A 15,260-nucleotide genomic window follows, 5' to 3' on the forward strand; every position below is an offset into this window, starting at 1 on the left:
GCGATGACCCTCTCTGTCACCTCCCACGCACCGGCTTCGCCGGTGCCTGCCGAAGGACCGACCCTGGTGGTCGGTCTTGGTGTCTCCGGACAGGCGATCGCTCGCCATCTGAGTGATCGTGGTATCGATTTTGCCGTCGCCGATACCCGCAGTGCACCGCCGGGGCTCGAGAATCTGCGCGAGCATGCACCGCAGGCCGAGGTCCATCTCGGGCCGCTGGAAGCGCTGGATCTGTCACGCTTTGGTGAGGTGGTGCTCAGTCCGGGCATCGACCCGCGTCAGGCCGTATTTGACCCGGTACGCGAGCGCCTGATCGGCGAGATCGCGCTGTTCGTGCGGGCACTCGATGAACGCCAGGCCCGGGATGCGCAGGGCAGGCGGCCGACGCTGATCGCCATCACCGGTTCAAACGCCAAGTCCACTGTCACCACGCTGGTGGCGAGGATGGCCGAGCGGGCAGGCCGTGACGTGGCGGTCGGTGGCAATCTGGGCACCGCCGCGCTGACGCTGCTGCGCGAGCAGCCCGATGCCGAACTGTATGTGCTGGAACTGTCATCCTTTCAGCTCGAGACCACGCCCGAGCTCAAGGCAGATGTCGCCTGCTTCCTGAACCTCTCCGAAGACCATCTCGATCGCCATGACGGCATGCGCGGCTATCAGGCCGCCAAGCGTGCCATCTTCCGCGGGGCGGGCCTGGCGGTCATCAATGCCGACGATGCCTGGAGCTGGCCGGCCGAGGAGGATGCAGTGGCGCGCGCCAGCTTCAGCGTATGCCTGGATGAGGGCGACTCTGGTGATGACGGCGAGGAGTTGAGTGAAGGGGCTGAATGGCGTCTGGCGGAGCAGAACGGCACGCTCATGCTGTGTCACGTGGCATCCGAAGGCCTGCATGGCGTGATGCCTGCCGCACAGGTGCGTCTGGCCGGGCGTCACAATCAGGCCAACGCGCTGGCGGCGCTGGCGATGGGCACGGCGATCGGTCTCGCGCAGGAGGCCATGGTGGCCGAACTCGAGCACTTCGCGGGGCTGCCGCACCGGGGCGAGCTGATCGCTGACGTGGCAGGCGTGCGCTGGATCAACGATTCCAAAGGCACCAACGTCGGCGCGACGCTGGCGGCGATCGCCGGTCTCGGTCCGACACTCGATGGCAAGCTGATTCTGCTGGCCGGTGGCCAGGGCAAGGGCGCGGACTTCACGCCGTTGGCCGCGCCGCTGGCACGCTTTGCGCGTGAGGCGGTGCTTTTCGGACAGGATGCAGAACGCCTGTCGCTGGCGCTGGAGGATAGCCTTCGCGTCAGCCGGGTCGCGACGCTGGCGGAAGGCATGGCGCATGCGCAGCGAGTCGCTCGTCCGGGAGATTGCGTGCTGCTGTCACCTGCCTGCGCCAGTCTCGATCAGTTCCCCAATTACATGGTGCGCGGCGATGCGTTTCGTGACTGGGTGTCGGAGCATGTGATGGACGCGGGCAACGAGGGCGAAGCGGATGGGTGACAAGGCCAGTCGAGTGCGTCAGGCGATGAGTACCGAGCAGCAGCCAGTGGATGGCTGGCTGGTCTTCGCGGCATTGGCGATTCTGTGTATCGGCTGGGTGATGGTTACCTCGGCTTCCAGCGAGATCTCCAGCGAGCGCTTTGACGGCAACGCCTTCTACTACAGCATGCGTCACGGCATCTTCATTCTGATCGGACTGGTGGCGGCCTATTGCACGCTGCGCATACCGATGTCGGCCTGGCAGCAACGCAGTTTCGCGATGCTGATGCTGGGGTTCGTGTTGCTGGTGGTCGTGCTGGTGGTCGGGCGTGAGATCAACGGCGCCAAGCGCTGGATTCCCTTGCCGGTGATCGGCGGGGTGCAGGCCTCCGAGGTCGCCAAGTTGTGCCTGATGATGTGGCTGGCGGGGTATCTGGATCGGCGTCTCGACAAGGTGCGCGCCAGTGTCGTCAATGGTCTCGTGCTGCCCTGCATGCCCTTGATGCTGATGATTCTCTTGCTGGCACTGGAGCCTGACTTCGGGTCCATCGTGGTGATGGGCGGTGCGGTGATGGGCATGCTGCTGCTGGCGGGGGTCGCCTGGTGGGGCTTCATCGTCCTGCTGGCAGCGGCCATCGGCGGCGGTTGGTCGCTGGCGATCGCCGAACCCTATCGCTGGGAGCGCCTGACCACCTATACCGACCCGTGGGCGAACATGTACGACAGCGGCTATCAGCTGACCCAGGCCCTGATCGCCTTCGGGCGAGGACACCTGAGCGGCATGGGGCTGGGCAACAGCGTGCAGAAACTCTTCTATCTGCCCGAAGCGCATACCGATTTCGTGTTCGCGGTACTGGCCGAGGAATTGGGATTGATCGGTGCCACGGCGGTCGTCGGGCTGTTCGCGCTCCTGATCTATCGGGCCTTCAAGATCGCCCGACGTGCCGAGCTTGCCGGCTTGCCGTTCAGCGCCTACCTCGGCTACGGTATCGCCCTCGTGCTGGGGGCCCAGGCCTTCATCAACATCGGGGTCGCCAGTGGATTGCTGCCGACGAAGGGGCTGACGCTGCCGCTGATGAGCTATGGGGGCTCCAGCTTGATCGTCAGCTGCATACAGATCGCCATTCTGATGCGAATCGATACGGAAGTTCGTCTGCTGACGCGCGGCAAGAGTCCCGCGCGGCGCAAGACCGGCAAGTCGCCCGAGACCACGCAAGGAGCCAAGGCATGACGTCATCTTCTTCTGCAGTGCCTGCGGCTGATGCCTCGCGACCCGAGACCTCTGACGCCCCTGCTGACACGCCCTCTGCAGGCATCGTGCTGATGATGGCTGGAGGGACGGGGGGGCATGTGATACCGGCGTTGTCGCTGGCGCGTGCTCTCGCCAGCCAGGGACATGAAATCCACTGGCTGGGCAGTCCGCGTGGCATCGAGAACCGACTGGTTCCGGAGGCGGGGTATCCGCTGCATCGAGTGGAAGTGGCTGGGCTGCGTGGCAAGGGGCTTGCCGGCTATGCGGCGATCCCGTTTCGCCTGACCCGCGCCGTTCTGCAGGCGCGACGCATCATCCGTGAACTCAAGCCGGTGCTGGTCGTCGGGCTGGGAGGCTTTGCCAGCGGTCCTGGCGGACTGGCGGCACGCCTGGAGGGCATTCCGCTGGTGATCCATGAGCAGAATGCCATCGCCGGACTGACCAACAAGGTGTTGGCCCGGATGGCAACGCGGGTCTACGCCGCCTTTCCCGGCGCCTTCCCTGCCGCCATCGCTGCGCAGGTAGTGGGCAATCCGGTGCGCGACGAGATCGCCGCCGTCGGTCAGACGTCAGACACCGAGGGCGCTTCCCGGGAGCAGGCCATGCGCGCGCGACCGCTTCACCTGCTGGTGATGGGGGGCTCGTTGGGCGCCCAGGCACTCAACGAGCAGCTGGCGCCGGCGCTGGCACTGTTGCCGGAGTCCTCGCGCCCCCTGGTGCGCCATCAGGCCGGGCGTGACAAGCAGGAGGCGACCGTTGCCGCCTATCAGGCCGCCAGTGTCACGGCCGAGGTCAGCGAGTTCATCACCGACATGGCCGAGGCCTATGCCTGGGCGGATCTGGTGGTGTGTCGCTCGGGTGCCTTGACGGTCGCTGAGCTTGCCGCTGCCGGACGACCCGCTATCTTCGTGCCGTTCCCGCATGCCGTGGATGATCACCAGACCGCCAATGCGGCGGTGATGGTCACGGCCGACGCGGCGCGTCTGATTCCCCAGAATACGCTGAATGCCCAGCGTCTCGCCGAGACGCTGGGGGAATTGCTGGATCCCAAGATACTCACTGGCATGGCCGCTCGCGCCCGCGAAAGTGCGGAACTCGACGCGGTAGCGACCATGCTGGCAGGCTGCATGGAGACTCGCCTTGAACGCTAGGAATTCTGATCGTGGTGTCGGCATGCGCCGCATCCGTCGCATCCACTTCGTCGGCATCGGCGGCGTGGGCATGTGTGGTATCGCTGAAGTACTGAGCAACATGGGGTATGAGGTCAGCGGCAGTGACCTCAAGGAGTCCACCGTGACGGCGCACCTGCGGGATTGTGGTGTGCGCGTGGCGATCGGTCATGCGGCTGTCAACGCGGAAGGCAGCGATGTGGTGGTGGTCTCGACGGCAGTGGATACCAGCAACCCGGAAGTGGCCTGGGCGCGTGACCATCGGGTGCCGGTGGTACGTCGTGCCGAGATGCTGGCGGAGCTGATGCGATTCCGTCAGGGGATCGCCATTGCCGGCACGCATGGCAAGACCACCACGACCAGCCTGACGGCCACGCTGCTCGCGGAGGGCGGCATGGACCCGACTTTCGTCATCGGTGGCAAGTTGACCAGCGCCGGCACGAATGCACGCCTGGGGGAAGGGGAATACCTCGTGGCCGAGGCGGATGAGTCCGACGCCTCCTTCCTGCACCTGCAGCCGCTGATCTCGGTGGTCACCAACATCGATGCCGACCACATGGCGACCTATAAGGGTGACTTCAATCGCCTCAAGGACACCTTCATCGAGTTCCTGCACAACCTGCCGTTCTACGGCCTGGCGGTGCTGTGTCTCGATGACGCCAATGTCCGCGAGCTGCTGCCGCGCGTGCAGCGCCAGTTCGTGACCTATGGCTTCAGCGAGGATGCCGATTATCGCATCAGCGACTTCCGCCAGGGCGGCGGTCAGCTGAGCTTCACTGCGCTGCGTCCGGAAGGGCATGCGCCACTGGAGATCACGCTGGCCATGCCGGGTGAGCACAACGCGCTCAACGCTCTGGCGGCCATCGCGATCGCCACCGATGTCGGCGTGAGCGATGACGCGATAGCGCGTGCGCTGGCCAGCTTCGCCGGTGTGGGTCGCCGCTTCCAGGTGCATGGTGAATTCGCGGCACCCAATGGCGAGCAGAGCGTGATGCTGGTCGATGACTATGGCCATCACCCGCGAGAAGTGGAAATGGTGATCCGTGCCGTGCGTGCCGGCTGGCCGGAGCGTCGGTTGGTGATGGCCTATCAGCCTCACCGTTACTCGCGCACCCATGATCTCTACGAGGATTTCGTGCGGGTGCTGTCCGAGGTCGATACCCTGCTGCTGCTGGATGTCTACAGCGCAGGAGAGGCGATGATTCCGGGAGCCGACGGCCGCTCTCTGGCCGGCTCGATCCGTCAGCGTGGGCAGGTGGATCCGCTGTTCGTCGAGCACAAGCGTGCGTTGCCGAGTCTGCTCAACAATGTGCTGCGCCCGGGCGATATTCTGATCACCCAGGGGGCGGGTGATGTCGGCGGCATCGCCCTGTCACTGGCCGGTGCGGATCTCAAGCTTTCCGAGGTGGCGCTATGACCGCGGTGAAGCCGGAAATGGCGACACGCTATGGTCGCGTCGTGGTGCTGTTCGGTGGAGTGAGTGCCGAGCGTGAGGTATCGCTGAAGAGTGGTGCGGCGGTGCTTGCGGCCCTGGAAGGGGCCGGCCTCGATGTGCAGGGGTACGACATGGCCCATGGCCTGGCCGGTCTGGAGGCGCTGCGCGCAGACCGCGTCTTCATCGCCATGCATGGACGTGGTGGCGAGGATGGCACTCTGCAGGGGGCGCTTGAGCTTCTGGGCATTCCCTATACGGGGAGTGGCGTGCTGGCCTCCGCGCTGGGGATGGACAAGCTGCGCACCAAGAAGCTCTGGGATGTCGAAGGCTTGCCGACGCCACGCTCCTGTCGCCTGGCGGCGGACACTGACTGGCAGAATGTGCTCGAGACGCTCGGTACGCCGGTAGTGGTCAAGCCGGTGCACGAAGGCTCGACGCTGGGCATCCATATCGTCGAGGAGGCTGGCGCTCTCAAGGCCGCCTGGCAGGATGCCTGTCGTTTCGATGGTGTCGTCATGGCCGAGCAGTTCATCAAGGGGCCGGAATATACGGTCTCGGTGCTGGACGGCGAGGTGTTGCCGGCCATTCGCATCGAAGCGGACAGCGGTTTCTACGATTACGATGCCAAGTACCTCACCGATACCACTCGCTACCTGCTGCCCTGCGGTCTGGAGGCTGCGCGCGAAGCCGAACTGGCGACTCTCTCGCTCAAGGCATTCAACGTGCTGGGCTGCGAGGGCTGGGGGCGTGTCGATGTGATGGAAGATGCGGACGGCGCCTTCTGGCTGCTGGAAGTCAACACCTCGCCGGGCATGACCGATCACAGCCTCGTGCCACAGGCAGCCGCGCATGTGGGGCTGGATTTCACGGCGCTGGTACTGCGGATTCTCGACACGACGCTGACCGAGCGTCATGACGTCGCCGCGTCCGCCTGCCCACAGAGCGAACACTGACCCATGGCGGCGCGTAGCTCTGCAGGTGCACTGTTCGGCCTGGTGCTGGGAGCGGCACTGATGGTGGCGGGTGGCCAGGCATTGTGGACCTGGCTGGACCGCCCCATCGAGCGAGTCACCATCAAGGGTGACTTCGAACACGTGAGCGCCGCCTATCTCCAGCGCCATATCGCGCCGTTGATTCGCGGACAAAGCTGGCTCTCTGTCCCGCTGGGGGAAGTTCGGCGTCGCGCTCTGGCGATCGACTGGCTGAGTGAGGTGAGCATTTCGCGTCGCTGGCCGGATACACTCGAATTCGAGCTGTTCGAGCAGCAGCCGGTGGCCTACTGGAATGATGGTGAGTTGATCAACGTGAGAGGCGAGGCCTTCAAGGCAGCCCCTGTCACCCAGCTGGGAAATCTGCCGAATCTGGCAGGCCCCAAGGGTAGCGGTTCCGAGGTGCTGGCCGAGCTGGACGCGCTGCAGAGCCAGTTGGGCGGTCTGGGGCTCAATGTCTCCCAGTTGCGTCTCGAGCCACGTGGCGCCTGGCGTTTTCAGGTCAATGACAGCGTCTGGGTCATGCTGGGTCGCAATGACAGGGAGGCCCGTCTGGCTCGCTTCATGGCAGCCTGGCAGCGTCAATTGGGGGGTCAGGCGTCGCAGATTCGCTACATTGACCTCCGCTATCCCAACGGCGTAGCCGTGGCGTGGCATGGCGAGACGACAGCACTGGAAGAAAGCAACGGTTGAGGGAGAATCGGCGACACTTCAGAACGAAGGTCTTGAGGCGCTGATATTAGTGAAATGGAGTTATCTCCAGTTTCATTTCGGGACAATCCCGCCTATTCTAGCGGGGATTTGCGCCTCCTGGTATTTTCAGGCTGGTGTGCCGTTAGTGGTGACTTCTATACTATGAAGGCAAATTCATCTTCGGGTTAAACGGAGCGTTAACCTGACTGGGTGGTTTCTGGCATTCTTGCCGCCGCCGATCGCGCTATTTTTTTCATGACGAACCAGAATCAAGGAGCTGGCCCGACCTATGGCAGGACATTCCAAATCACAGGATATGGTGGTCGGGCTGGACATCGGAACCTCCAAGGTGGTCGCGATCGTGGGGCAACCGACCGACGATGGTGGCATCGAAATTGCGGGTATCGGCTCACATCCTTCACGCGGCATGAAGAAGGGTGTCGTCATCAATATCGAGTCGACCGTGCAATCGATCCAGCGCGCGGTGGAGGAAGCTGAATTGATGGCGGGCTGCGATATCCACTCGGTATACGTGGGGATTGCCGGCAGTCATATCAGCTCGATGAACTCCGATGGTGTGGTCGCGATCAAGGATCGTGAAGTGACACCGTCCGATATCGAACGAGTCATCGATTCGGCGCGTGCACGGGCAATCTCCGAGGGGCAGCGGATTCTACATGTGCTGCCGCAGGAATATGCCATTGATCGTCAGGAAGGTATTCGTGAACCGCTCGGGATGTCCGGTGTGCGCCTTGAAGCGCGGGTGCATCTGGTCACGGCGGCGTTGAATGCCGTACAGAATATCGAGAAATGCGTTCGTCGTTGTGGTCTTGAAGTCGACGATATCATTCTCGAACAGCTCGCCTCGAGTCATGCGGTATTGACCGAGGATGAGCGCGAGCTGGGAGTCTGCATGGTGGATATCGGTGGCGGAACGACCGACATCGCGGTGTTCACCGAAGGTGCCATTCGTCATACGGCCGTGATTCCCATCGCGGGAGATCAGGTAACGAATGATATCGCGATGGCACTCCGTACGCCGACCCAGTACGCTGAAGAAATAAAGGTCAAGTATGCCTGTGCTCTGACACAGCTGGCGTCCAGCGACGAGACGATCAAGGTGCCCAGTGTCGGTGATCGACCGGCCCGTGATCTGTCCCGCCAGGCGTTGGCGGAAGTGGTCGAGCCCAGGTATGAGGAACTCTTCACCCTGGTCCGCGATGAGCTGCGTCGCAGTGGTTATGAAGATCTCGTGGCAGCGGGTGTGGTACTGACGGGCGGTACATCACGCATGGAAGGTGTGGTGGAACTGGCGGAGGAGATCTTCCACATGCCGGTTCGCATTGCCTGCCCGCAGAATGTGCGTGGACTGGCAGATGTGGTCCGTAATCCGATTTATTCCACGGGTGTGGGTTTGCTACATTACGGGATGAAACAGGAGCGGCATACGCCATCCTCGACTGCGGTCGCGGTGCGCAGGGAGGAATCTGCCGCACGACGCGTTCACGGCCATGAGCACGACACCTCCACGCTGGAGCGGATCAAGGGCTGGTTCAAGGGAAATTTCTGACAGGGATTACAGAAAGACTGTGATCCAGGAGACAGGGCATATGTTCGAACTGGTAGATAACGCACCCTCCAGCAGCGCGGTCATCAAGGTGATCGGTGTTGGTGGCGGCGGTGGTAACGCCGTCAATCACATGGTCGAGAGCAATATCGAAGGCGTCGAATTCATCTGCGCCAATACCGATGCTCAAGCGCTCAAGCGCGTGGCCGCCAAGACAGTCCTTCAGCTCGGCAGCGAGATCACCAAGGGTCTCGGCGCTGGCGCCAACCCGGAAGTGGGTCGTCAGGCGGCGATGGAAGATCGCGAGCGTATCGTCGAGCTGCTGCAAGGCGCCGACATGGTCTTCATCACCGCAGGCATGGGGGGTGGTACCGGTACCGGGGGCGCTCCTGTCGTGGCACAGGTAGCCAAGGAACTGGGCATCCTGACGGTCGCAGTCGTGACGCGTCCCTTCCCGTTCGAGGGGCCGCGTCGTCAGAAGGCGGCCGAGCAGGGCATGAAGGAGCTGTCCGAGCATGTCGATTCCCTGATCACCATCCCCAACGAGAAGCTGCTCTCGGTCCTCGGCAAGAGCGCCAGCCTGCTGAGTGCCTTCAGTGCGGCCAACGATGTACTGCTAGGCGCTGTCCAGGGCATCGCTGAGCTGATCACCAGCCCGGGCATCATCAACGTCGACTTTGCCGACGTGCGCACCGTCATGTCCGAGATGGGCATGGCCATGATGGGAACCGGTGATGCCGTCGGTGAGAACCGCGCTCGCGAGGCGGCCGAGAAGGCCATTCGCAGCCCGCTGCTTGAGGATATCGATCTTCACGGCGCGCGCGGCATCCTGGTCAACATCACGGCAGGCCCGGATCTCTCCATCGGTGAGTTCAACGATGTCGGTGCCACCGTGCAGGAGTTCGCTTCTCCGGACGCGACCATCGTGGTGGGTACCTCCATCGACATGGACATGAGCGACGAGCTGCGTGTCACCGTCGTGGCGGCGGGGCTCGATGGCCGTGTCGAGAAGCCGGCTGCGCGTGAAACCGCACCGGCCAAGCGCACGGTGGAGAAGCCGGCTGATTATCGCAGCCTCCAGACGCCGACGGTCACCCGTCAGGCCAAGGAAGAGCAGCAGCAGGCCGCAGCCAAGAAGCCAGAACCGCGCAAGAATCGCGACATGGATGACTATCTCGACATTCCTGCCTTCCTGCGCCGTCAGGCGGATTGAGAGGTAAGCGCACGTCGACAGGGTGTCCATGACATCTTCTGGTGACAGCGCGGTCAGATAGAGGCGCTTTGCCTTTCTTCACCCACCCGGGGCGACCCGGGTGGGTGAAGTCGTTCTGGGAGGCGCGAAAAGGCATTCCAGGCGATTCAGATGGATGGCATGACAGGCAGGCTGAAGAGGAAAGGCAGGCATCCGCCACGGCGGTTGCCTGCGTAAGAGAGGGAGGAACCTGGCAGTTCTTGCACATTGATTATCGATTGATGTCGCTGAGAGTGAGAACTGTTTTGGGTTTGCGCGTTCATAGTCAACATGGCTCCAGTCAGCGTCTTGAAGGGTTGAATGGTGCCCCCGTGGCAATGTTGAATTTCCCTATCAGCGGTAGGTGACAATTTGTTGAATACCTGCTTTGCTGTTATCATGAACACTGTTTCCAAATTCAGGCTGACTGGCTATCTCCTATGATTCGACAAAAAACGCTTCAGAATACGATCCGCGCAACAGGCGTTGGTCTGCACTCCGGTGACAAGGTCTATCTGACCCTGCGCCCGGCTCCGGTCAACACGGGTATCGTCTTCGTGCGTACCGACCTCGAGCCGCATGCACACATCCGTGCCGATGCCACGGGCGTGCGTGACACCACCATGTGTACTGCCGTTTCCAACGGTCAGGACAAGGTGATGACTGTCGAGCATCTGATGTCCGCCTTCGCCGGTCTCGGGATCGACAACTGCTTCGTCGAGCTCTCCGCGCAGGAAGTGCCGATCATGGACGGCAGCGCCGGTCCGTTCGTCTTCCTTATCCAGTCCGCGGGTATCCAGGAGCAGTCCGCGCTCAAGAAGTTCATCCGCATCAAGCGCGAGATCGAAGTGCGTGATGGCGACAAGGTCGCGACCTTCCTGCCGCACAACGGCTTCAAGGTGTCCTTTACCATCGACTTCGATCACCCGGTGTTCGAGCAGCAGAAGCAGACCACCACGGTCGACTTCTCCACGACCTCCTTCGTCAAGGAAGTGTCTCGCGCTCGTACTTTCGGTTTCATGCGTGATCTTGAATTCCTGCGCTCCCAGAACCTCGCGCTGGGTGGCAGCCTCGACAACGCCATCGTGGTGGATGATTACCGCATCCTCAATGACGAAGGTCTGCGTTATGACGATGAGTTCGTCAAGCACAAGGTGCTGGATGCCATCGGCGACCTGTATCAGCTGGGCCACAGCCTGATCGGGGAATTCCGTGGCTACAAGTCAGGCCACGGCCTGAACAATCTGCTGTGCCGTGCCCTGCTCGAGAATGCAGACAGCTACGAGATCGTGACCTTCGACAATGCCGAAGCGATGCCGATTTCCTACGCCTCACCGGCACTTGCCGTCTGATCACGAGATGGTGACAAGCACGACCTGAAGAAAGTTGACTGTGACCTAGCCCGTCCAGCCTGATGTCAGACTTCGGTCCTTGCCAGCCGAAGCATGGAAACGATCACAAGCGCGCCGCCCTCATGGGCGGCGCGCTTGTTTGTCTTCAGGAAATAGCGCCGGCGCGACGGTCGCCCGCAAGAGAGAGGGATGTCGCACCACCATCAATCGTCGCCAGACGGGGTGTCCTGCAGATCATCAGCATGTGCTGCCAGACGCTCAAGCGAGCGGCGCAGGTGTTCATCCCGGGTGTGGGAGGCACAGTCCAACAGATGCTCCGCTGCCGCAGCAGGGAGATGCCTGGGCTGTTGAGCCGGTACGAAGACAGGACGAACGGGGCGGACCTTGAAGTTGAGGCGCGTGAGTGCGGCAAGCTCGGGGATCTCGCGCAGGACGCTGATCAGCCTGCGCTGCTCATAACGTAGCCAGGTCAGCCAGGAGGCACGATTGGTGATCAGTGTCAGGGTTCCTTCGTGATAGCCCCCGACGAAGACCTGCTCCTGCATGTCCGTGGGCAGGGCCTCACGCAGATGCCACTGGGCCTGCTCCAGCATTCGCGCCTGGCGCATGACGTTGCCAAGCTGGCCCTTGCCGTTCAAGAGGCGCGCCGCGGGCTGGGCGCGGAAACGCTTAGCCTTTATACTCATGGGCTTGCATGCCGGTTCAGTGGTTTCCGGCAATCTATCATGAGCAGGAGTCCGGCAACAGCATGAGCCATGACGACGCCATAGCACGCTCGAGACCGTTGCCGGCTTCCGGTAGCGGCAGCGCGCGTCGCTGGTCGGTGCGCACGGCACCGCGCTGGCTGCTGGCCGGCCTGCTGATCAGCTGTCTGTTCCCCGCAGGCTTGAGCGCTGCGCAGGTCGAGCGCGTCAATCTGACCCTGGCCAGCATCCAATTGCTGGCGCCGGGCGTGATTCGCGCCGAGAGCCGCCGCCAGAGCCTGCGTTCACTGCGCCGACTCATCCGTCCCGGTGCTCAGAGAAGTCCCAATCTTTCGCGTCAACGACGCTTTGTCTCCTGTGCTCGCGTACTGCTGCGCGGATTGGCGAATGCCATGTCCCCGCGCGCACCACCTCTGGTGTCCTGAGAGAGTCTGCCCGTCACCTGGCCCTCGGCGCCGGTGATGGTGATGTCGTTTCCTTTTCGCGTGTGCCGTTTGCCAGTTGCCATCTGCGGGATGCTTCTGGCGCGTGAAGCGCACGCGTATATCTCAAGATTCTAGAAGGCGTGCCGACCGGGCACGGACAGGGATAGATGATGCTGGGTAAATTTCTGACCAAGGTAGTGGGCTCCAAGAACGACCGTGAGGTGAAGCGACTGCGCAAGCGGGTCAATGCTGTCAATGCCCTCGAGGAAAGTCTCGAATCACTGTCGGATGAGGCGCTGACGGGCAAGACGGCTGAATTCCGTGAGCGCCTTGCGCAAGGCGAGAACCTCGACAAGCTGTTGCCGGAGGCCTTCGCCACCGTGCGTGAGGCCAGCAAGCGCATCATGGGCATGCGTCACTTCGATACCCAGATGGTAGGCGGCATCGCGCTGCATGAAGGGCGCATCGCCGAGATGAAGACAGGCGAAGGCAAGACGCTGGTGGGGACACTCGCCGTTTACCTGAATGCCCTGGCTGGTGAAGGCGTTCACGTGGTGACGGTCAATGATTACCTGGCCACGCGTGATGCCAACTGGATGCGTCCGCTGTATGAATTCCTCGGGCTGAGCGTGGGCGTCATCTTCTCCGGCCAGAACAATGAGGACAAGCGTGCCGCCTACCAGGCCGACATCACCTACGGCACCAACAACGAATATGGTTTCGATTACCTGCGCGACAACATGGCATTCGCGCTGGAAGACAAGGTCCAGCGCAAGCTGCACTACGCCATCATCGATGAGGTCGACTCCATCCTGATCGATGAGGCGCGCACGCCGCTGATCATTTCCGGTCCGGTGGAGGAGAATACCGACCTCTACAAGATCATCGATCGCATGGCGCGTGAGCTCGTGCAATGCACCGACGAAGAAGATCCGGAGAGTGGCGATTTCACTCTCGATGAGAAGCAGAAGCAGGTCGAGCTGACCGAGCAGGGCCATCAGAAGGTCGAGTCACTGCTGCGTGCCCAGGAATTGCTCGGCGAGGAAGACTCTCTTTACGCCGCCCAGAACCTGAGTCTGCTGCATCATGTGCACTCCGCGCTGCGTGCCCAGAATCTGTTCGTGCGGGACGTCGACTACATCGTCCACAACGGCGAGGTGGTGATCGTCGACGAGCATACCGGCCGCACCATGGTAGGTCGTCGTTGGTCCGAGGGCCTGCATCAGGCCGTCGAGGCCAAGGAAGGCGTGGCGATCCAGAAGGAAAGCCAGACGCTGGCCTCGACCACCTTCCAGAACTACTTCCGTCTCTACGAGAAGCTGGCCGGCATGACCGGTACCGCCGATACCGAGGCCTTCGAATTCCGTCAGATCTACAACCTCGACGTGATGGTGATCCCCACCAACAAGCCCATCGCGCGCAAGGACATGAATGATCTGGTCTATCTGACCGCGGAAGAGAAGTTCAACGCCATCATCGAGGATGCCCGCGAGAAGGTCGCCGAAGGCCGTCCGGTGCTGGTCGGTACGGCGTCAGTCGAGACCTCGGAACTGCTGTCCCAGATGATGCACAAGGCTGGCGTGAAGCATCATGTCCTGAATGCCAAGCAACACGTCAGTGAGGCTGCCATCATCGCCCAGGCGGGTCGTCCGGGCGCGGTGACCATCGCGACCAACATGGCGGGTCGTGGTACCGACATCATGCTGGGCGGCAACTGGGAAGCTGAGCTTGCCGAGCTGGAAGCGCCGACCGAAGAGCAGATCAACGAGATCAAGCATGGCTGGCAGGAGCGTCACGAAGCCGTGCTGGCGGCGGGCGGTCTGCACGTGATCGGCTCCGAGCGTCACGAATCGCGTCGTATCGACAACCAGCTGCGCGGTCGTGCCGGTCGCCAGGGTGACCCGGGCTCCACGCGCTTCTTCCTGTCGCTGGAAGACAGCCTGATGCGCCTGTTCGGCTCCGATCGCGTGCAGCGCCTCATGGGCGCGCTGGGGCTCGAGAAGGGCGAAGCGATCGAGCACAAGATGGTCTCCAATGCCGTCGAGCGCGCGCAGAAGAAGGTCGAGGGTCGCAACTTCGACGTGCGCAAGCAGCTGCTTGAGTACGATGATGTCGCCAACGATCAGCGCAGCGTGATCTACGAGCAGCGCAACGACATTCTGGAAGCCGACGAGATCGCCGAGAACATCGCCGGCATCCGCCGTGAAGTGCTGGACGACGCCATTTCCATGCGCGTGCCGCCGCAGAGCCTGCCGGAGCAGTGGGATCTTCCGGGGCTCGAGAATGACCTCAAGACGGACTTCAACCTCGACCTGCCGCTCGTGCAATGGGCGGAAGAGGATGAGCACTTCCATGAAGAGACTCTGCGCGAACGACTGCAGACGGCACACGAGGAACTCTATGCCGGCAAGGTAGAGGCTGTCGGTCCCGAGCTGATGCGCCGCTTCGAGAAGCAGGTCATGCTGCAGGTGCTTGATACGCGTTGGAAAGAGCATCTGCAGGCGATGGACAACCTGCGGCGCGGTATCCACCTGCGTGGCTACGCTCAGAAGAATCCCAAGCAGGAATACAAGCGCGAGGCGTTCGAACAGTTCCAGTCATTGCTGGTCAACATCAAGGCTGACGTGGTGCGCATTCTGAGTCACGTCCAGGTACGTCGTCAGGAAGAGGTCGACACGCTGGAAGAGGAGCGGCGTGCCAATCTCGAGCGCGAGCAGGCCAGTGCCGAGACGCGTCGCGTGGAAGATGACACCGTCAGCGATGAGAGCGTTCAGGCTGCCGAGGAGATCGTCGAGGCGCAGTACGGTGCGGCACCGCAGGCGCAGGGCGACAATGAGCCGATGCGCCGTGATGTCCCCAAGGTTGGCCGCAATGATCCGTGCCCCTGCGGTTCCGGCAAGAAGTACAAGCAGTGCCATGGCAAGCTGAGCTGAGATTTTCAGCGTTGAGCATAGCTTTTCAGTACTGAGTATC

At 62.2% G+C, this 15,260-nt stretch carries 12 protein-coding genes; 11 read left to right on the forward strand and 1 reads right to left on the reverse strand.

The genetic code is table 11. The features are described from left to right. The first annotated feature begins 3 nt into the window (after nucleotides 1-3). The 9 genes from murD (at nucleotide 4) to lpxC (ending at nucleotide 11,158) form a co-directional block, all read left to right on the forward strand. Nucleotides 4-1,491, forward strand: a complete 1,488-nt coding sequence (gene murD, locus PJK54_RS08215) for a UDP-N-acetylmuramoyl-L-alanine--D-glutamate ligase (protein WP_271302618.1) — start codon at nucleotides 4-6, stop codon at nucleotides 1,489-1,491. Beyond that, entirely contained in the window at nucleotides 1,484-2,701 is a 1,218-nt protein-coding gene (gene ftsW / locus PJK54_RS08220) for a putative lipid II flippase FtsW (protein ID WP_077371685.1), read from the forward strand. Before murD ends, ftsW begins: the two co-directional genes overlap by 8 nt. Nucleotides 2,702-2,796: 95 nt before the next feature. Continuing rightward, nucleotides 2,797-3,873 (forward strand): undecaprenyldiphospho-muramoylpentapeptide beta-N-acetylglucosaminyltransferase, encoded by a 1,077-nt coding sequence (gene murG, locus PJK54_RS08225; RefSeq protein ID WP_271302685.1) that lies wholly within the window; start codon nucleotides 2,797-2,799, stop codon nucleotides 3,871-3,873. A gap of 22 nt (nucleotides 3,874-3,895) precedes the next feature. After that, nucleotides 3,896-5,308 (forward strand): UDP-N-acetylmuramate--L-alanine ligase, encoded by a 1,413-nt coding sequence (gene murC / locus PJK54_RS08230; RefSeq protein WP_271302686.1) that lies wholly within the window; start codon nucleotides 3,896-3,898, stop codon nucleotides 5,306-5,308. After that, complete coding sequence (locus tag PJK54_RS08235) at nucleotides 5,305-6,279, forward strand: D-alanine--D-alanine ligase (protein WP_240704185.1); 975 nt, start codon at nucleotides 5,305-5,307, stop codon at nucleotides 6,277-6,279. Before murC ends, PJK54_RS08235 begins: the two co-directional genes overlap by 4 nt. 3 nt (nucleotides 6,280-6,282) lie before the next feature. Then, nucleotides 6,283-7,008 carry a cell division protein FtsQ/DivIB gene (locus PJK54_RS08240; protein ID WP_077371691.1) on the forward strand — a complete coding sequence of 242 codons (726 nt, stop codon included), beginning with the start codon at nucleotides 6,283-6,285 and terminating at the stop codon, nucleotides 7,006-7,008. Nucleotides 7,009-7,297: 289 nt separating this feature from the next. Continuing rightward, a complete protein-coding gene (gene ftsA / locus PJK54_RS08245) occupies nucleotides 7,298-8,578 on the forward strand; it encodes a cell division protein FtsA (protein WP_077371694.1) in 1,281 nt (426 codons plus the stop codon). A gap of 40 nt (nucleotides 8,579-8,618) precedes the next feature. After that, nucleotides 8,619-9,788 (forward strand): cell division protein FtsZ, encoded by a 1,170-nt coding sequence (gene ftsZ / locus PJK54_RS08250; protein ID WP_077371697.1) that lies wholly within the window; start codon nucleotides 8,619-8,621, stop codon nucleotides 9,786-9,788. 458 nt (nucleotides 9,789-10,246) lie between these two features. After that, nucleotides 10,247-11,158, forward strand: coding sequence for a UDP-3-O-acyl-N-acetylglucosamine deacetylase (gene lpxC / locus PJK54_RS08255; protein WP_065392615.1), 912 nt, complete (start codon nucleotides 10,247-10,249; stop codon nucleotides 11,156-11,158). Nucleotides 11,159-11,361: 203 nt separating this feature from the next. Here the strand turns inward: lpxC and PJK54_RS08260 are convergent, their stop codons facing one another. Beyond that, nucleotides 11,362-11,844 carry a DUF721 domain-containing protein gene (locus PJK54_RS08260; RefSeq protein ID WP_077371700.1) on the reverse strand — a complete coding sequence of 161 codons (483 nt, stop codon included), beginning with the start codon at nucleotides 11,842-11,844 and terminating at the stop codon, nucleotides 11,362-11,364. A gap of 62 nt (nucleotides 11,845-11,906) precedes the next feature. Between PJK54_RS08260 and PJK54_RS08265 the strand changes: the two genes are divergently transcribed. After that, nucleotides 11,907-12,287 carry a hypothetical protein gene (locus PJK54_RS08265; protein ID WP_127736140.1) on the forward strand — a complete coding sequence of 127 codons (381 nt, stop codon included), beginning with the start codon at nucleotides 11,907-11,909 and terminating at the stop codon, nucleotides 12,285-12,287. 170 nt (nucleotides 12,288-12,457) lie between these two features. After that, nucleotides 12,458-15,220, forward strand: a complete 2,763-nt coding sequence (gene secA / locus PJK54_RS08270; protein ID WP_084209793.1) for a preprotein translocase subunit SecA — start codon at nucleotides 12,458-12,460, stop codon at nucleotides 15,218-15,220. Nucleotides 15,221-15,260: the final 40 nt, after the last annotated feature.

It is taken from the genome of Cobetia sp. MMG027 (genome assembly GCF_027947415.1).
Taxonomy (GTDB): Bacteria; Pseudomonadota; Gammaproteobacteria; order Pseudomonadales; family Halomonadaceae; genus Cobetia; species Cobetia marina.